We start from the raw sequence: 16,943 nt of genomic DNA on the forward strand, positions 1-16,943 counted from the left end.
CGTTTCGGGACAGGCCGGCGCATCCTGCCGTTCACGAAGCGCGAACGGCAGGGTCAGTCGGCGAGGCGCCCGAGGGCGCGGGCGAAGACCGGCGCATCGACATTTCCGCCCGAGGCCGTGCAGATGACGGCCCCGCCCTCGATGGCCTCGGGCCGGAAGAGTGCTGCCGCCAGCGCCACCGCGCCCCCGGGCTCGAGCACGATCTTGAGCCGCTGGCAGGCGAGCGCCATCGCCTCCAGCGCCTCGTCATCGCTGACGGCGAGGCCCGGCCCGCAGAGTCGGGCGAGGATGGGGAAGGTGATCCGGCCGGGCGCCGGGGTGACGATGGCATCGCAGAGCGAGCCGGTCAGGGTCGGGTTGCTCAGGATCCTGCCCGCGGCGAGGCTGCGGGCGGTGTCGTCGAAGCCTGAAGGCTCGACCGGGCGCACGCGCAGCCCCGGCGCGCGCGCCTCGAGGGCGAGGGCGATGCCGGCCGTCAGCCCGCCGCCGCCGCAGCAGGTGAGCACGTCGGCGGTCGTGACGCCCGCCTCCGCTGCCTGTTCGGCGATCTCGAGTCCCGTCGTGCCCTGTCCCGCAATGACCAGCGGCTCGTCGAAGGGACGGATCAGGGTCAGATCCCGCTCTTCCGCGAGCCGCGCGCCGATCGCATCGCGATCCTCCGTCGCGCGGTCATAGAGCACCACCTCGGCTCCAAGCGCGCGGGTGTTCTCGATCTTGAGCCGTGGTGCGTCCGAAGGCATCACGATCACGGCGGGGGCGTCGTGCCGTGCGGCGGCCAGCGCCACCCCCTGCGCATGGTTGCCCGAGGAGTAGGCGATGACGCCTTGAGCCCGGCGCGACGGATCGAGCGCCGAGAGCGCCGACCAGGCCCCGCGGAACTTGAACGAGCCGGTGTGCTGCAGGCATTCGGCCTTCACCAGCACCCGCCGCCCCGCGATCTCGTCGAGGAAGGGCGAGGAGAGGAGGGGCGTGCGCCGCGCGTGGCCCGAGAGCCGGGCCGCTGCGGCCTCGATCATCGCGATGTCGGTCATGCGACGGCCTTCAGGAAGTCACGGATCGCGGCGAGGCTTTCGGGCTCGTCGAGGAAGGGGATGTGGGCGCGTCCCGGCACCTCGGCGAAGATCATGTCGGGACGCCTGCGCCGCATCTCGGCGGCGGTCGCAGGCGAGAGAAGATCCGAGTTCGCCCCCCGGATCAGCGCCAGCGGCAGGCCCGCACAGGCATCGAAGAGCGGCCAGAGGTCCGCGGGCTCGCCCTCGAAGGCGCCAATGAAGGCCTCGCGCAGCGTCGGGTCGTAGGTGATGCGCAGGCCGTCGGGGGTCTGCGTGTAGTGGAGCCTCGCTTCCGCCATCCAGCGCTCGTCCGGCACGCCGGCGAAGCCCGTCATGAGCCACGGCAGCGCCGCAGCGAGCTCGGCATGGGTGCCGACAGCGGGGTTCCGGCCGACGTAGTTGAAGATCTTCTCAAGGCCCGCCCGGTCAATCTCCGGCCCCACGTCGTTGAGGCACAGTCCCCGCATGCGGTCCTTCGCCGTGGCCGCGAGGAACATGCCGATCAGGCCGCCGCGCGAGGTGCCGAGGATCGCCGTCGAGCCGATGCCGAGATGGTCGAGCAGCTCCACCGCGTCCCGCGCCTCGCGCGGGACGGTATAGGTCGCGGCGCCGGTCCAGTCGGAGGCGCCGCGCCCGCGATAGTCCGGCCGGATCAGCCTGACGCCCGACAGATGCGGCGCCACGTAGTCGAAGTCGCCCCCTGTCCGGGTGAGACCCGAGAGACAGAGGAGCGGCAGCCCCTCTCCCTCGTCGGCATAGGCGAGGCGGGCACCGTCGCTCGCGGTGAAGAACTGGGGCATCGGAGGGCTCTCGTGACGTGGGGTCGGCGGGAGACTTGCACAGCTTCCGTCGCGACGGAAGTCCGGCGTGAAGGATCGGGACCTTGCCGCCACGGCCGTTGCGCCCTAAACCACGGCCCGACAAGAGGAGGACGGGACGCATGGCACGAAGACCCACCACCCAGCTCGAGGATCGTCCGACATCGAGGAGGATGGGTGCGCTGCGGGGCCTCGTGCCATTCCTCGCCCCCTATCGCAAGCTGACCTTCGGGGCGCTCGGCGCGCTCGTCCTGACCGCGATCATCAGCCTGATCCTGCCCGTGACGGTGCGGCGCGTGGTCGACGGGTTCATGGAGAACAACGCGGCGCTTCTCGACGAGTATTTTTCCGCGGCGCTCTTCATCGCGGCGGCGCTCGCGGCGGGAACGGGCCTGCGCTACTACCTCGTCACCCGTCTGGGCGAGCGGGTCGTGGCCGACATCCGCCGCGCGCTCTTCGACCGGATGATGGGCATGAGCCCCGCCTTCTTCGAGCGGATCATGACGGGCGAGGTGCTCTCGCGACTGACCACCGACACGACGCTGCTGCTGTCGGTGATCGGCTCCTCGATCTCGGTGGCGCTGCGCAACCTGCTGATCCTGATCGGCGGCCTGATCCTCCTCCTCTTCACCTCGACCAAGCTGACCGGCCTCGTGATGCTGATCGTGCCGCTGGTGGTGGTGCCGATCGTGATCCTCGGCCGCAAGCTCCGCCGTCTGTCGCGCGAGAACCAGGACTGGATCGCGCAAAGCTCGGGCAACGCGTCCGAGGCGCTCCTTTCGGTGCAGACGGTGCAGGCCTTCACCCACGAGCGCCAGTCGCGGTCGGTCTTCGGCGAGGTGACCGAGAAGTCCTTCCTGTCGGCCAAGGACCGGATCGGCACGCGGGCGATCATGACGGTGATCGTGATCTTCCTCGTCTTCACCGGGATCGTCGGCGTTCTCTGGGTCGGTGCGCGCGACGTGCGCGCGGGCACCATGACCCCGGGCGAGATGGTCCAGTTCCTCATCTACGCGGTGATGGTGGCGGGGTCGGTCGGCGCGCTGTCCGAGATCTGGAGCGAGCTGCAGCGCGCGGCAGGCGCGACGGAGCGGCTGAACGAGCTGCTGACCGCCGACGATCCGGTGCGGGATCCGGCCGAGCCGGTGGCGCTGCCGCGGCCCGTGCGCGGCGAGATCCGCTTCGAGGGTGTCCGCTTCCGCTATCCGGCGCGGCCCGAGGTCTCGGCGCTCGACGGAGTGGATCTCGAAGTGCGTCCGGGCGAGACGGTGGCGCTGGTGGGGCCCTCGGGCGCGGGCAAGACCACGATCCTGCAGTTGCTGCTGCGCTTCTACGATCCGCAGCAGGGGACGGTCCGGATCGATGGCATCGACCTGCGCGACATGACGCGCGACGACTTCCGCCGCGCCATCGCGCTCGTGCCGCAGGATCCGGTGATCTTCGCCACGTCCGCCCGCGAGAACATCCGCTTCGGCCGACCCGAGGCGACCGACGCCGAGGTCGAGGAAGCCGCCCGCGCCGCCGCCGCGCACGACTTCCTGAGCATGCTGCCGCAGGGCTACGATACCTACGTGGGCGAGCGGGGCGTGATGCTCTCGGGCGGGCAGAAGCAGCGGGTGGCGCTGGCTCGCGCGATCCTGCGAGGGGCGAAGATCCTGCTGCTGGACGAGGCGACCTCGGCGCTCGATGCCGAAAGCGAGCGGGCGGTGCAGACCGCGGTCGAGGCCATGGCGCATGACCGCACCACCCTCGTCGTCGCCCACCGCCTCGCCACCGTGAAGCGTGCGGACCGGATCGTGGTGTTCGACCACGGCCGGATCGTGGCGACCGGCACGCATGACGCGCTGGTGGCCGAGGGAGGTCTCTACGCGCGCCTCGCGCGGCTGCAGTTCACCGACGGCGCGATCTGATCGGATCCTGACGTTGCGTTTGTCGCGGCCCGCCGCCTTGCCGTCCGCGACAAAACATCCCATCGTTCCGACCAAAGACGGGGCTTTCGGTAACGGAAGCCGGGAGGAGGAAAACATGGGGAGTTTCGCCTGCGCCGCCGATCTCAAGGCGATCGAGGCTGAAGGGGCATGGCCGGTCGCTGGCGCGCCGCGAACGATGCACCGGTTTCTGGGCCAGGCGGCGGCGCGGCATGGCGACCGTCCGGCGATCAGCTTCCAGCTGCTGTCGACGCCCGGAAGCCGCGCGGAGACCCTGACCTGGGCCCAGCTGCACCGCCGCGTGACGCAGGCCGCCAACCTGTTCCGGAGCCTCGGCGTGGGCGAACGCGACGTCGTGGCCTTCGTCCTGCCGAACTGCAGCGAGACGGTCGTCACGCTGCTGGCCGGAGCCGTGGCGGGCATCGTCAACCCGATCAATCCGCTGCTCGACTCCGACCAGATCGCGGCCATCCTGCGCGAGACGAAGGCGCGCGTGGTGGTGACCCTTCGCGCCTTCCCCAAGACCGATGTGGCCCAGAAGGTGGCCGAAGCCGTGCGGCACGCGCCCGAGGTTCGCACCGTGCTCGAGGTCGACCTGCTGCGCTATCTCGGGCCACCGAAAAGCCTGATCGTGCCGCTGATCCGCCCGAGGGTGAAGCCCGCGCATCAGGCGCGCGTGCTCGCCTTCAACGCCGAGCTGGACCGGCAACCCGCGACGCTGGGCTTCCCGGATCCCGAGGTTGACCGGGTCGGCGCCTATTTCCACACCGGCGGCACCACGGGCATGCCGAAGGTGGCCCAGCACAAGGTCTCGGGCATGATCTACAACGGCTGGTGCGGGCAGCGGCTGCTCTTCCGCGACACCGATACGGTGATGTGCCCGCTGCCGCTGTTCCATGTCTTCGCGGCCTATCCGATCCTCATGTCGATGATCGCGAGCGGGGCGCAGGTGGTCTTTCCAACGCCCGCGGGCTATCGCGGCGAGGGCGTCTTCGACAATCTCTGGAAGCTGATCGAGCGCTGGCGCTGCACCTATCTCGTGACCGTGCCCACGGCGCTGGCCGCGCTGATGCAGCGCCCGGTGGATGCCGACGTAAGCTCTCTGCGCGGCGCCTTCTCGGGCTCGGCGCCGCTGCCGGTCGAACTCTTCAACCGGTTCGAGAAGGCGACCGGCGTGCAGATCGTCGAGGGCTACGGGCTGACGGAATGCACCTGCCTTGTCTCGGTCAATCCGCCCGATGGCGCGAAGAAGATCGGCTCGGTCGGCTTGCCCTTCCCGCATACCCACATCCGTATCCTGCATTCCAACGGCAACGGCCATGTGCTGAAGGAATGCGGCACCGACGAGGTGGGCGAGATCTGCGTGGCCAATCCCGGCGTCTTCGAGGGCTCGACCTACACCGAGGAAGACAAGAACCACGGGCTCTTCGCCGAGGACCGGTTCCTCAGGACCGGCGATCTGGGGCGGCTCGACGAGGACGGCTATCTCTTCATCACGGGGCGGGCGAAGGACCTGATCATCCGCGGCGGCCACAACATAGACCCGGCCGAGATCGAATCGGCGCTGATGACGCACCCGGCGGTCAGCTTCGTCGGTGCGATCGGCCAGCCGGATGCCTTCGCGGGCGAACTGCCCTGCGCCTATGTGGAACTCGTCAAGGATGCCGAGGTGGAGCCTGCGGCGCTTCTCGAGCACGCCCGCGCCCATATCCACGAGCGGGCGGCGGTGCCGAAGCACATCGAGATCCTGCCGGAACTGCCGAAGACGGCGGTCGGCAAGGTCTTCAAGCCCGACCTGCGCCGGCTTGCCATCGCCCGGGTCTACGACGCGGCGCTGGCCTCGGCGGACCTGCCCGTGCGGGTGGCGGAGGTGGTCGAGGACCGCAAGCGGGGCCTCGTGGCGCGGCTCGAGCGGACGGGCGAGGTGGACGAGGAGCGGCTTGCCCATGTGCTCGGGGAATACACCCGGCCGTGGGAATGGGCCTGACGCCCGACGCCCGGACGTCCCGCCGGGTCCGGCGGCGAGCGGGGGCTGTCTGCCCCCGCACCCCCGAGGATATTTGGGCAGAGTGAAAGACAGGCGCAGGTCGGACAGGCGACGGGCCGCGCGCGGCTGCCTCCGTCTCCTTCGCATCGTGACGCGCTCGACCGGACCCCCGGGCGACCCGGTGTCGGGCCGTTGTTGCCGAAGCGGCAGGCCTCCGGCCGGTCAGGTCTCCAGCCAGATCGTGACGGGGCCGTCGTTCACGAGGCTCACCTGCATGTCGGCGCCGAAGCGGCCGGTGGCGGTGGGGATGCCCTCGGCCTCCATTCGCGCGGCGAAGTGGCGGTAGAGGCGCTCGCCTTCGGCCGGAGGGGCTGCCGTCGAGAAGCCGGGGCGGTTGCCGCGGCTCGTGTCGGCGGCCAGCGTGAACTGGCTGACCACGAGCGCCGCGCCGCCCACATCCCGCAGCGAGCGGTTCATCTTCCCGGCCTCGTCCTTGAAGATGCGGAGCTTCACGATCCGCGCGGCGAGCGCCTCGGCCTCGGCGTCGCCGTCGCCCTGCATGGCGCAGACGAGGATCAGGAGGCCCGGGCCGATCTCGCCGAGCGTCTCGCCCTCGACCGTGACCGAGGCCTGCGAGACGCGCTGCACGAGGGCCCGCATCAGAGCTCGTCCACCCAGGGCGGGTTGGCGCCGGGGCGCGAGACCGTCACCGCCGCGGCGCGGGTGCCAAGCGAGAGGGCCGCGTCCAGAACGTCGTCGGCCAGATCGGCGATGCCCGGACCGGCCAGGACCCCCGCCTCGCAGAGCGCCGCAAGGGCGCCTGCGTTGAAGGTGTCGCCTGCGCCGACGGTGTCGGCGACCCGGACCGGCGTCGCCGCGCAGAAGCGGTTCTGCGTGGCGGTCACGGCCCGCGCGCCGGCCGCGCCCTCGGTGATGAGGACGAGCTTCGGGCCGCGGTCGAGGAGGCGGCGCGCGAGGCTCACGACCTCTCCGGGCCCCTCGAGCCAGTGCAGGTCCTCGTCCGAGAGCTTGACGATGTCGGCAAGCGCGATCATCCGGCCGATGCGGGCGCGGTAGGCGTCGGGATCGGTGATGAAGCCGGGGCGGATGTTCGGATCGAGCATGGTCACGCGGCGCGGCGCCTCGCACGCCATCAGCGCCTCGTAGGTGGCTGCGGCGGGTTCGTTGACCAGCGAGATGCCGCCGAAGAAGAGCGTGCTCACGCTGTCCGGCAGATCGGGCAGATCCTCGGGGGCGAGAAGTCGCCCGGCGGTGTTCTCGTCATAGAAGGCATAGGTTGCCTGCCCCTCCACCAGTCGCACGAAGGCAAGCGTGGTGGGCCGGTCCGAGCGCGCGCAGAACTCGGTGCTGACCTGGCTTGCAGCCAGCGTTTCGGCAAGCTGGATGCCGAAGAGATCGGTCGAGAGGCCCGAGAAGAAGCCCGCGGGTGCGCCGAGCCGCCCGAGGGCGATGGCCGTGTTGAAGACCGCCCCGCCCGCATAGGGCGCGAAGGCCGCCTCTCCCGCCGCGGTCTCGCGGGGGAGCATGTCGATCAGGGCTTCTCCGCAGCAGAGGATCATCGGCGTCTCCCGGTCAGCGGGTGAAGAAGGGGGCGAGGTTCGTTCGGATCCTCTCGAGCGGCGTCGTGCCCGAGAGGTCGGGCTCGAAGCGCTGCCCGGTGATGGTCTCGAAGGCTTCAACATAGACTTCGGAGGTGCGACGGATCATCTCCTCCGGGATCTCGGGGATGGAGTCCCCATAGGGATCGCAGCGCGCGGCGACCCAGGCGCGGATCACGTCCTTGTCGAAGGAGGGCGGCCGGCTGCCTGCGCGGAAGGCCTCCTCGTAGCCCGAGGCGATCCAGTAGCGGCTCGAGTCCGGCGTATGGATCTCGTCGGCAATGAGGATGCGGCCTTCTTCGTCGAGGCCGAATTCATACTTGGTATCGACAAGGATCAGGCCGCGCTCGGCCGCCATGGCCTGTCCGCGCGCGAAGAGCGCGAGCGCGCGGGCCGAGACCTCATCCCATTGCGCGCGGGTGAGCAGGCCCTGGGCCACGATCTCGGCCTCGGTCAGCGGCTCGTCATGGCCGCCGTCGAAGGCCTTGGAGGTGGGCGTGATGATCGGCTGCGGCAGCGCCTCGTTGTCGCGCAGGCCCTCGGGCAGGCGGTGGCCATACATCTCGCGCGCGCCCTGCCTGTAGAGCGTGAGCACCGAGGTGCCGGTGGTGCCCGCGAGGTAGCCGCGCACCACCACCTCGACCGGAAGGATCGTCACGCGCTTCGCGAGGACCACGTTCGGATCCGGATAGGAGAGGACGTGGTTGGGGCAGAGGTCGGCCGTGGCGTCGAACCAGAAACGCGCGGTCTGGGTCAGGACCTGGCCCTTGAACGGGATCGCGGCGAGGATGCGGTCGAAGGCCGAGATCCGGTCGGACGAGATCAGGAGGCGCCGCCCGTCGGGCAGGTCGTAGCAGTCTCGGACCTTGCCGTAATAGGGGTTCGGAAGCTCGGGGATATGCGCCTCGGAGAGGACGCGGGAGAGGTCGGTCATGGGGCCTCCGGTGCTGTTCCCGGCTCTATCGGCCCGGCGGCCTGTCCTGTCAACCGCGGAAGGAGCGGCCCGCCGTCCTGAGTTCGCAAGCAGGGGCGCAAGGGCGCGCGACGATCCCCGACGCAGGGCCGCGCGCCCCGCGGAAGGGGCGGTGGAGGCGCGCCACCGGCGTGCAGCGGTGCCGCCTGCCGCGTCATCCTCCGAGGGCGGCAAAGCCCGCGGCAAGGACCATGTAACGAGCGGCCTTGCCGATCCCCACGAGGAAGAGGAACGGCCAGAAGCCCACTTTCAGCGCCCCGGCGGCCACGGTCAGGGGATCGCCCACGACCGGGACCCAGGCGAAGAGGAGCGACCAGAGCCCCCAGCGGCGGTAGCCGCGCTGCGCACGCTCGAGCGCCTCATCGGAGACCGGGAACCAGCGCCGGTCGCGGAAGCGGATCAGGAACCGGCCGAGCGCCCAGTTGACGAGCGAGCCCGCCAGATTGCCGATGGTCGCGACCATCACCAGCGGGCCTGCGGCCTTGCCTGACGCGAGAAGGGCCAGCAGCATCGCCTCGGACGAGCCCGGAAGCAGCGTGGCCGAGGCAAAGGCGCTGAGGCCAAGCAGCGCTGCGGCGGAGAGGTCGCCCAAGGACTCAGCGCATCTGCGCGATGGCGGCGGCAATTCCCGCCGCGATCAGCGCGAGCAGGACCGCGAAGGCGATCTTCCAGACGGACCAGGGCCGCTCGCCCTGCACGCGCCCCGTCTGGCCGTTCACCACGAAGCGGTAGCTCTTGCCGTTGTAGCGATAGGCCGCCATCCAGACCGGCAGCAGGACGTGCCTGAAGGTCTCGCGGTCGTAGGCGGTCTCTACCTGGCCGATCCGCTGCTCGTCTCCGCCGATGTCGCGCGCCACGTCGCCCCGGATCACGCCGGCCATGATTTCCTGCGCGCGGCTCCAGCCCTCGGGCAGGTCCACCGTGTAGCCTTCGGCGGTGAACCCTGCGAGCCAGTCGGCCCGGTAGGGCGTCAGGGCCGAGAGATCCCAGGGCTCGAGCGCTTCGGTATAACGGCGTGGCAGGCTCTGCGAGGCGAGCACCAGCACGTCGTCGAACTCGCGCGCGACGCGGCCCGAGACCGAGGTCCAGCGGATCTGGCGCACCTGCTCGGTGCGCCTCTGGGGGCGGCCGTTCACCTCGACGGTAACGGTGCGTGTCGTGTAGTAGGCGTCGCCGCGCTGGCCGGTGTAGCGGCTGCGCGTGGCCGCATCGAAGGTCCAGTGGGGGACATAGAGGCCCGCGAGCGTGCGCCCCTTGCGTGCATACTGCCTGAGGCCGTTCGGCGCGAACCAGAGCCGGCCCAGCCAGTCGACCATCGCCTGCCGCGCCTCGCGCTCGGTCAGGCGGAAGGGGATCACCGCCTGCGGCTTGATGAGCCGCGTCTCGCCGGTGCCCGCCACGACGGGCGTCGCGCAGAAGGGGCACTCGGTCGCGTGGGTCGCGCCCTGGAATTCGACGAGCGCACCGCAGGAGGGGCAGGGGGTGGTGCGCACCTGCGCGGTCGCCGAGGCGGGCAGGCGGTCGGCGAGGGCGGTGCGAAGGTCGAGTTCCCCCATTCCGCGGCGGTCGGCGGGTGCTGCCTCGGGGATCTTCTGCACGTGACCGCAGTGGTCGCAGACCAGCTGCGTCTGTCCCGGCGCGAAGCGGAGATCGGCCCCGCAGCTTTCGCAGGGCCAGTGCCGGACGTCCCGCACGTCAGGCTCCGGGGGGCAGCGGCGGCGGCGTCTGTGCGAGCAGGGCGGCGAGCGCCGCCACCTCTCCTGCGGGCTTCCAGCCGTCCTGACCCGGGGTCCAGACCAGTGTCGTGCGGGTCAGCTGCCCTGACGCTGCACGGTGGGCCAGATCGGACTGCGTGAAAGGCCCCTCGGACTGACCGCCGGCCGCCACATGCCAGACCGCCTCGACGGGCGGAGGCGGCGGAGGGGGAGGGGCTGCGGATGCGGGTTGCGGCGCCTCGGGGGCCGCGCCCCACGGACCCATGCGCTGGGCCATCCCGAGGCCCATCGCGGCGCCCATGCCGCTTGCCACGGCGGAATCCGCGGCGGAATTCGGCGCGGCCATGGCCTCGGCGGCGCTGTATTGCGTGAACTTGCCGAGGTCGCCCACGATTCCCATCGAGGTGCGCTTGTCGAGCGCCTTCTCGACCTCCTGCGGCAGCGAGATGTTCTCGATGTAGAGCTCGGGGATGGAGAGGCCGTAGGCCGTCACGGTGGGGGCTATGGCCTGCGCCACGAGCTTGCCGAGGTCTGCCGTGTTCGCCGCCATGTCGAGCACCGGGATCCCGGACGCGGCCAGCGCGCGCGCCATCTCCTGCACGATCACGTTGCGGATCTGGAAGCTGATCTCGTCGGCGGTGAATTCGCCGTCGGTGCCCACGATCTCGGTCATGAACCGGCCCGGATCGGTCACACGCATCGAATAGGTGCCGAAGGCGCGCAGGCGGACGGGTCCGAACTCGGGATCGCGGCAGATGATCGGGTTCTTCGTGCCCCACTTCTGGTCGTTGAAGCGGGTGGTCGAGACGAAATAGACCTCGGACTTGAAGGGCGAGCGGAAGCCGTGGTCCCAGTGCTGGAGCGTGGTCAGGATCGGCAGGTTGTTGGTCTCGAGCATGTAAAGACCGGGGCCGAAGACATCGGCAAGCTGGCCCTCGTGGATGAAGACCGCGGCCTGACCCTCACGCACCGTGAGTTTCGCGCCATACTTGATCGCATGGCCCTGCCGCTCGAAGCGCCAGACCATCGTGTCGCGTGTATCATCCACCCAGTGGATGACGTCGATGAACTCTCCGCCAAGGAAATCGAAGATCGCCATCAGGCCGCCGTCACTTCTTGGGCGCAGCCGTGGCCCAGCCGTCGCGGCCCGGCACGACGATGGCCGAGACTGCCTTCGGCGGCTTCGGCGCGATCTCGCTGCCTTCCTTGTCGGAGCCACGCGTGAACCAGCCCTTGTCCGCACGCCTGCGGCTGGGCTGGTAGCCGTCGATCAGCAAGGTCCGCCTGTCATCCGGCATCGTCGGTCCTTTCCCGCTCGCCCTCCAGATCGAGGAACTCGATGGAGCGCATCCCTTCCAGCGACAGCAGCATGGCCCTTCGGGGCCGAACCTCCGTCCACTGGCCGTCGTCTTCCACATGATATAGGCGTTCGAGATAGATGTCGCCACGGTTTCCGTCGCTCGCGGCCAGCGACTCCTCGCCGAAGAGGCCGTGGACCACTGTCCCGTCGCTGAAGGTCACGATCACCCAGCTTGGCCCCCGATGCTTGCCGAAGGCGAAATCATACGCCCGCCGCGCCGGGTTCTGCACCGGCATGGAAAGCCGCCGCAGGAGGGATCGGTTCCACCCGAGCGACAGGTTCCAGCCGAAGAGCGCGCCGAGGGCGGCCGGCAGCACCAGCACCTCGATGAAGAACACTCCCTGTGCGGGCAGCGAGGGCGCCGTGGACACGAGCGACCAGAGCGCCGCGAGCATGAGAAACGCCAGCTGGTTGATGAGCGAGAGCGCCACCGCCTCGACCAGCTGCTCGGTCAGCTTCGGCCGCTCGCCCACGACGAATCGCGAGCGAACCGAGATCACGATGAGGCCTGCCAGCAGATAACGCGCGAAGAACTCGAAGTTGTCCGGCGTAATCAGGCTGTTCATCGCCTCAGCTTTCGCCGCCGAGCAGCTCGTAGGCGATGGTCTGGACGATGGGACGCGCTTCCTCGATCGTCATGCCGGGGCGCAGGCGCCGGTCGTAGAGGATCTTCAGCATCAGCTCGTCCTGCGTGGTCAGCAGGGCGAACTCCTCGTCGTCGTTGAAGATCGAGGGACGCGCCGTCGGGCTGTCGTTGGCAAGTCCCAGCCCCTGCGCGATCTCCTCGTGCAGGCAGGAGAGCCGCAGAAGGTCAGGATGTTCGGAACGGATGACGGCGAAGGCGCGATTGTAGACGCTCGTCGTGTCGTCAGACAGCGCATAGACGAGGCAGTAGGTCGTCGTCGACATCTGGGTGATGCCCGCGATCTCGGAGGCCGAGAGGCTCGGCAGCGCCTCGGCAATCTGCGGCCCCAGGGCGCGCCGCTCGTCCTCGGCCACGACGTGAAGCCAGAAGTTCACGCCGCTTTCCGAGAGGCCGATCGGGTGGCCGGTGATCTTCGACAGCCGCGCGAGATACGAGGAGATGCGGGCGCGATCGGTCGCGCGCCGCTCGTCCGGGACGGAGGGCCCGAAGCGGAGACCGACCCGCACCGGGGCCTCCCAACGCCGCAGCCGGCTCTCGACCTCGCGCTGGGCGAAGCCGCCGCCCTGACGCTCGTATTCGTCGTAGAGCGCGATGCGCACGAAGTTCTCGGCCAGCATGCGGTCGTTGAACGGCGTGTCCCTGCCACCGCCGTCGGTGCGCAGCAGTCCCTGCGCCAGAAGGTCCGCCTGCACCTTGGCGAAGTAGGCGCGCATGGCGGCCGATTCGGGGCTTTCGCGCACGGGGCCGCGCAGGTCGGCGGGACGCGCGCGCGGAGAAAGTCCGTGCGGCGCCTGCGGGCTCGCCGGAGGCTCGCAGGCGGCGAGGAAGGCGCAGGCGGCCAGCGGCAGGCCGCCGCGGAGGAAGGTCGGGAGGCGCGCGCCCCGGTGCATGATCGGTAATCCTCAGGGTCGGACGGAGGTTCCGGCGTTATCGCCGGTCCCGGTGCGGCGGGCGCGGGCCGAGGCGAGCGTCTCGCGCAGCTCGGCCTCCATCCGCTGGAGATCGGTTTCGGCGGCAGCGCGCCGGGCGCGGCCTTCGTCGGCGATGGCGAGGCTTTCGTTGATCGTGGCGATCAGGGTGGCATTGGCCTTCTTCACCGCCTCGATGTCGAAGACGCCGCGTTCCATTTCCTGCCGGACGATCTTGTTGGCCTGCTGCAGGTTCTCGGCATTCGCGGTCAGAAGCTCGTTCGTCAGGTCCGAGGCCCCGCGCACCGCCTCGGCCGCCTCGCGCGAGCGCTGGATCGTCACGGCCTGCGCCAGCTGCGTCTCCCACAGCGGCACGGTGTTGACGAGGGTCGAGTTGATGCGCGTCACCAGCGCCTTGTCGTTCTCCTGCACGAGGCGGATCGAGGGCAGCGACTGCATCGTGACCTGCCGGGTCAGCTTCAGGTCGTGCACGCGCCGCTCGAGATCGTCGCGGGCGGCGCGGATGTCGCGCAGCTCCTGCGCCTTGATCATCCGGTCGCCCTCGGGCGTGGCGGCGACCTCGGCCTCCTTGGCCGGGATCACCCGGCCATCGAGATCGGCCAGGACCTCGTCGCCCGCCGCAATGTAGAGCGCGAGCTCGTCGTAGAAGTCGAGGGTGCGGGCATAGAGGATGTCGAGCCCCTTGATGTCCTTCAGCAGGCGGTGCTCGTGGGTCAGCAGCGACTGGGTGATGCGGTCGATCTGCGACTGCACCTCCTCGTAGCGCGCGACGAACTTCGCGAAGGGCGCGGTGCGGCCCAGCAGGCGCTCCCACCAGCTGGCCTTGCGGCGCACGTCGAGTTCCGAGATCGAGAAGCCGCGGATGGTCGAGACCACCTCGCGCAGGGAATCGCCCGCGGGTCCCACGTCCTTGTTCTTCACGTCGGACAGCATCTGCTGGCTGATCGTCTGCAGCTCGGCCTGGGCCTTCGAGCCGAAGGCGATGATCGACTGAGAATCGCCGATGTCGAGCTCGCTCATGCGGCGCCGGATCTCGTCGGCGGTCGCGGGCGGAGCCGAGGCGAGCGGCGTCACCCCCGGCGCAGGCTCGGGCAGGGACGGGGCAGTGACTTCCTCGATCCGGGAAAGATCCCTGGCGGCCTCGCTGCGGATGCTGTCGGACATGGGTAAACCTCGCTCTCTTGAATGATCGCTTCCGGCCACGCCGACTTCGGGCGTCGGCCCCCTGTATAGCAGCCCCTCGCGGCTTCTCAATCGGCGCGGGGGAAGGTGGGCGATGCGGCGCGCGCGGCGATGCAGGGTTGCCGCAGGAAAGGCGGCTTGCCTAGGTTTCGCGCCCCAGCCGCTCGCGCAGCACCTCGATCTCGAGGTCGAGGCCGGCCCGGTCATTCGACATCAGCCGTCGCGTGCGGTCGGCGAAGCTCGTGCCCAGATCCTCAAGCAGCCGCTCGTAGTCGGTGCGGACCTGCGGATCGCGGCCCCTCTCGTAGAGGTCGGCGAACTTGAGCGTCGCATCCCGCGCGCCCATCAGGTAGACGCCGAGATACCGGCGCGCGGCGGTCAGGTCGCCCGGATCGGCCTCGACGCTGCGGAACAGCTCGCGCGCGGTGGAGGCGAAGCCCTCGACCCTCCGGGCCAGAGCCGGTTCGCGCAGGCGCTCCACCCTCTCGCGCATCTCCGAGAGATAGGCTTCGGCCTCGGCGACCGCCCGGCTCACACGGTCGCTCTGGAAGCCGTCCACGCCCTCCGGCATCTTGTCCTTCAGCGGATCGGGGCCGAAGGCCGCGAGATGAAGGCCCGCGCCGATGACGCCCCAGGCGACGGCAGTGACCAGTCCCGCCTCTCCCAGAAGTCCGCCCGCGAAGAGGCCGGCACCGGTAAGAACCGAAGCGAAGATCTTCCGCGGGATCGCGGGGCGCCGGGCGACGGGCCGCGTGTCATAGGCTTCCTCGGCGAGGATCCCCTGCCGCGTCAGCCACGCGGCGAGGAAGAGCGCGCCGAAGGCCGCGAAGGCCGGGATGAAGCCGTTGGCCGGGCCGAGGAAGGCGTCGAAGAGGAAGAGGAACGGCAGGAAGAAGAGGATGTTCGACCGGCCGCCGGCCCGGCTGCGCCGCTTGCCGTCCCAGCGGCTTTCGGCGTCCGCCGCGGTGTCTTCGCGGCGGGAATTGAGCGGGCTGAAGCGTCCGCCGTAGCGTTCGGCCATCTCAGGCGCCTCCCTGCGCCGCGACGTAGAGGGTGAGCCCCACGAGCAGGAGGAAGGCGAGCGTGCGCAGGCTCTTGGACTTCATGGGCGGCCCCTTTCGGTCATGATCCTCGGCCAATATAGGAAGCCTGCGCGCCGCCTGCCAGAACGGGTGCCTCAACGACCTCCGGGCTTGCCCCTCGGGCTGCGCGGCGACGGACCGGATCTGCCCGGCGCGCCGCCGGACGGTCCGCGTGGCCGGGGAGCCTTGGAAGCGCCTCCCTCAGACCGCGGCCCGCGGGGCGCCGCGGCTGTCGCCTCGGGGCGGCTGCCGGCCTGAAGAGGCTTCGGCCGTCGTTTCTGTCCGGCGTCCGAACCCTTCGCCCCGCTGCCGGCTGCCCGCCCGACCGCGCCGCCGCCGGTGGCCTTCACGCCGGTCCGGTCACGGGAAGGGCCGCCCTTGGCGCCGGGGGCCGCAGCCTTGACGGGACCCTTGCCGCCGGCTGCTGCAGGTTTCCGGTCGCCGGCGCCGCGGGAGGCGTGATCCTTCGTCCGTGCACCCGAAGCCTCGCCCCGGCCTTCCGCGGGACCGAAGCGTGCCTTGGGCGCGGCCGCGGCTCGGGGAGCCTTGGCGCCGGCGCCCCGCGCCTGACCATCTCGTGCGGCCGCCCCCTTCCGCGGGGCACGCGGCCGATCCTCGGGCCGGCGCCCGTCGATCGGCGCCTCGGGAAGCGCCTCCCGCCGGGGGCGGGCGGCTCCGCCGGCCCCCGGCGGGTTTGCGGGCCCGCGTCCGGCGCGGGCCGGCTTCGGCGGGGCCTCGGCCTGCCCGGAGCGGCGCGGAGCGGCGGGCTTGCCTGCAGCGCCACGCGCAGGCCGTGCCGCGGCCTGCGTCCCGCGTCCCGCCTGCGCGCCGTCCTCGGCCCTCGGATCGAGGCCGAGCTGGTCGCGCAGCACCTTCGGGCGGACCTCCTCGACCATGCCCGGCTGGAGCTCGTTCAGCCGGAAGGGGCCGTAGCTGATCCGGATCAGCCGGTTCACCGTGAGGCCGATCGCCGACATCGCGCGGCGGATCTCGCGGTTCTTCCCCTCGCGCAGACCGATCGTCAGCCAGGCGTTGGCCCCCTGCAGCCGGTCGAGCGTCACGGTCATCGGCTGGAAGCTCTCGCCCTCGACCGTGATCCCCTTCCGCAAGGGCTCGAGATCCGGATCGGTGGGGTTACCCTTCACGCGGACGCGATACTTCCTCAGCCAGCCGGTCGAGGGCAGTTCGAGCCGGCGCTTGAGCTCGCCGTCATTGGTCAGCAGCAGCAGCCCCTCGGAATTGAGGTCGAGCCGGCCCACCGACATCACGCGCGGCATGTCCTCGGGCAGGTGGTCGAAGACCGTGTCGCGGCCCTTCTCGTCGGCGGCCGAGGTCACGAGGCCCTCGGGCTTGTAGTAGAGCCAGAGCCGCGGCGGTTCGGGTGGCGCGAGGGGCTGGCCGTCGACCGTGATCCTGTCCTTGGGGCCCACGTTCAGCGCCGGGCTGTCGATGGTGCGGCCGTTCACGGCGACGCGGCCGAGTTCGATCATCCTCTCGGCGTCGCGGCGCGAGGCGACGCCCGCGCGGGAGAGAACCTTGGCGATGCGCTCGCCGTCCTTGCTGTCGGTCATGGAGGGTCCCGGATTGAGGCTGTTCCGCTGGCGGAACCCCCGGGGGTTTTCCACCCCCGGCCCCCCGGAGGATATTTGGAC

The 16,943-nt window shown here is 70.4% G+C and carries 16 protein-coding genes; 2 read left to right on the plus strand and 14 right to left on the minus strand.

Annotated elements, in window-relative coordinates:
* Positions 1-53: 53 nt before the first annotated feature.
* Positions 54-1,031, minus strand: coding sequence for a threonine ammonia-lyase (locus ACTVZP_RS00875; protein ID WP_443210181.1), 978 nt, complete (start codon positions 1,029-1,031; stop codon positions 54-56).
* The gene (locus ACTVZP_RS00880) at positions 1,028-1,852 is read right to left on the minus strand and encodes an alpha/beta fold hydrolase (RefSeq protein WP_443210182.1); all 825 of its coding nucleotides are present in this window, start codon (positions 1,850-1,852) and stop codon (positions 1,028-1,030) included. The genes ACTVZP_RS00875 and ACTVZP_RS00880 overlap by 4 nt, the downstream gene beginning before the upstream one ends.
* Positions 1,853-1,992: 140 nt before the next feature.
* Here ACTVZP_RS00880 and ACTVZP_RS00885 point away from each other — a divergent pair, with 140 nt between their 5' ends.
* A complete protein-coding gene (locus tag ACTVZP_RS00885) occupies positions 1,993-3,780 on the plus strand; it encodes an ABC transporter transmembrane domain-containing protein (protein ID WP_443210183.1) in 1,788 nt (595 codons plus the stop codon).
* Positions 3,781-3,895: 115 nt separating this feature from the next.
* Positions 3,896-5,785, plus strand: coding sequence for an acyl-CoA synthetase (locus ACTVZP_RS00890; protein WP_443210184.1), 1,890 nt, complete (start codon positions 3,896-3,898; stop codon positions 5,783-5,785).
* A 222-nt stretch (positions 5,786-6,007) separates the two neighbouring features.
* Here ACTVZP_RS00890 and dtd read toward each other — a convergent pair whose 3' ends face one another.
* The 12 genes from dtd to ACTVZP_RS00950 all read right to left on the minus strand — a co-directional run bounded on the left by dtd (position 6,008) and on the right by ACTVZP_RS00950 (position 16,862).
* Positions 6,008-6,445 (minus strand): D-aminoacyl-tRNA deacylase, encoded by a 438-nt coding sequence (gene dtd / locus ACTVZP_RS00895; protein WP_443210185.1) that lies wholly within the window; start codon positions 6,443-6,445, stop codon positions 6,008-6,010.
* On the minus strand, positions 6,445-7,365 hold the full coding sequence (locus tag ACTVZP_RS00900) for a carbohydrate kinase family protein (protein WP_443210186.1): 921 nt from the start codon (positions 7,363-7,365) through the stop codon (positions 6,445-6,447). The genes dtd and ACTVZP_RS00900 overlap by 1 nt, the downstream gene beginning before the upstream one ends.
* A 13-nt stretch (positions 7,366-7,378) precedes the next feature.
* Positions 7,379-8,338, minus strand: coding sequence for a phosphoribosylaminoimidazolesuccinocarboxamide synthase (locus ACTVZP_RS00905; RefSeq protein WP_443210187.1), 960 nt, complete (start codon positions 8,336-8,338; stop codon positions 7,379-7,381).
* Between the two features lie 193 nt (positions 8,339-8,531).
* A complete protein-coding gene (locus ACTVZP_RS00910; RefSeq protein ID WP_443210188.1) occupies positions 8,532-8,969 on the minus strand; it encodes a YqaA family protein in 438 nt (145 codons plus the stop codon).
* 4 nt (positions 8,970-8,973) lie between these two features.
* Positions 8,974-10,071 (minus strand): primosomal protein N' (replication factor Y) - superfamily II helicase, encoded by a 1,098-nt coding sequence (locus tag ACTVZP_RS00915; RefSeq protein WP_443210189.1) that lies wholly within the window; start codon positions 10,069-10,071, stop codon positions 8,974-8,976.
* Between the two features lies 1 nt (position 10,072).
* Positions 10,073-11,191, minus strand: a complete 1,119-nt coding sequence (locus tag ACTVZP_RS00920; protein WP_443210190.1) for an SPFH domain-containing protein — start codon at positions 11,189-11,191, stop codon at positions 10,073-10,075.
* A 10-nt stretch (positions 11,192-11,201) separates the two neighbouring features.
* On the minus strand, positions 11,202-11,390 hold the full coding sequence (locus ACTVZP_RS00925; protein ID WP_443210191.1) for a hypothetical protein: 189 nt from the start codon (positions 11,388-11,390) through the stop codon (positions 11,202-11,204).
* Positions 11,380-12,018 carry a DUF6338 family protein gene (locus ACTVZP_RS00930; RefSeq protein WP_443210192.1) on the minus strand — a complete coding sequence of 213 codons (639 nt, stop codon included), beginning with the start codon at positions 12,016-12,018 and terminating at the stop codon, positions 11,380-11,382. The genes ACTVZP_RS00925 and ACTVZP_RS00930 overlap by 11 nt, the downstream gene beginning before the upstream one ends.
* Before the next feature lie 4 nt (positions 12,019-12,022).
* Positions 12,023-12,988 carry a DUF2927 domain-containing protein gene (locus ACTVZP_RS00935; protein WP_443210193.1) on the minus strand — a complete coding sequence of 322 codons (966 nt, stop codon included), beginning with the start codon at positions 12,986-12,988 and terminating at the stop codon, positions 12,023-12,025.
* Positions 12,989-13,000: 12 nt separating this feature from the next.
* On the minus strand, positions 13,001-14,191 hold the full coding sequence (locus ACTVZP_RS00940) for a toxic anion resistance protein (RefSeq protein ID WP_443210194.1): 1,191 nt from the start codon (positions 14,189-14,191) through the stop codon (positions 13,001-13,003).
* A 160-nt stretch (positions 14,192-14,351) separates the two neighbouring features.
* The gene (locus ACTVZP_RS00945) at positions 14,352-15,230 is read right to left on the minus strand and encodes a 5-bromo-4-chloroindolyl phosphate hydrolysis family protein (RefSeq protein WP_443210195.1); all 879 of its coding nucleotides are present in this window, start codon (positions 15,228-15,230) and stop codon (positions 14,352-14,354) included.
* Between the two features lie 156 nt (positions 15,231-15,386).
* Positions 15,387-16,862: a pseudouridine synthase gene (locus ACTVZP_RS00950; RefSeq protein ID WP_443210196.1), complete on the minus strand. Its 1,476-nt coding sequence runs from the start codon at positions 16,860-16,862 to the stop codon at positions 15,387-15,389.
* Positions 16,863-16,943: the final 81 nt, after the last annotated feature.

Source organism: Rhodobacter sp. NSM (assembly GCF_052244495.1).
In the GTDB taxonomy this organism is placed as follows: Bacteria; Pseudomonadota; Alphaproteobacteria; order Rhodobacterales; family Rhodobacteraceae; genus Cereibacter_A.

Bases quoted from the DNA above. Each gene is read 5' to 3' on its own strand.
- ACTVZP_RS00875 (WP_443210181.1), bottom strand. From the start codon at position 1,031: ATGACCGACATCGCGATGATCGAGGCCGCAGCGGCCCGGCTCTCGGGC.
- ACTVZP_RS00880 (WP_443210182.1), bottom strand. From the start codon at position 1,852: ATGCCCCAGTTCTTCACCGCGAGCGACGGTGCCCGCCTCGCCTATGCC.
- ACTVZP_RS00885 (WP_443210183.1), top strand. From the start codon at position 1,993: ATGGCACGAAGACCCACCACCCAGCTCGAGGATCGTCCGACATCGAGG.
- ACTVZP_RS00890 (WP_443210184.1), top strand. From the start codon at position 3,896: ATGGGGAGTTTCGCCTGCGCCGCCGATCTCAAGGCGATCGAGGCTGAA.
- dtd (WP_443210185.1), bottom strand. From the start codon at position 6,445: ATGCGGGCCCTCGTGCAGCGCGTCTCGCAGGCCTCGGTCACGGTCGAG.
- ACTVZP_RS00900 (WP_443210186.1), bottom strand. From the start codon at position 7,365: ATGATCCTCTGCTGCGGAGAAGCCCTGATCGACATGCTCCCCCGCGAG.
- ACTVZP_RS00905 (WP_443210187.1), bottom strand. From the start codon at position 8,338: ATGACCGACCTCTCCCGCGTCCTCTCCGAGGCGCATATCCCCGAGCTT.
- ACTVZP_RS00920 (WP_443210190.1), bottom strand. From the start codon at position 11,191: ATGGCGATCTTCGATTTCCTTGGCGGAGAGTTCATCGACGTCATCCAC.
- ACTVZP_RS00925 (WP_443210191.1), bottom strand. From the start codon at position 11,390: ATGCCGGATGACAGGCGGACCTTGCTGATCGACGGCTACCAGCCCAGC.
- ACTVZP_RS00930 (WP_443210192.1), bottom strand. From the start codon at position 12,018: ATGAACAGCCTGATTACGCCGGACAACTTCGAGTTCTTCGCGCGTTAT.
- ACTVZP_RS00935 (WP_443210193.1), bottom strand. From the start codon at position 12,988: ATGCACCGGGGCGCGCGCCTCCCGACCTTCCTCCGCGGCGGCCTGCCG.
- ACTVZP_RS00940 (WP_443210194.1), bottom strand. From the start codon at position 14,191: ATGTCCGACAGCATCCGCAGCGAGGCCGCCAGGGATCTTTCCCGGATC.
- ACTVZP_RS00945 (WP_443210195.1), bottom strand. From the start codon at position 15,230: ATGGCCGAACGCTACGGCGGACGCTTCAGCCCGCTCAATTCCCGCCGC.
- ACTVZP_RS00950 (WP_443210196.1), bottom strand. From the start codon at position 16,862: ATGACCGACAGCAAGGACGGCGAGCGCATCGCCAAGGTTCTCTCCCGC.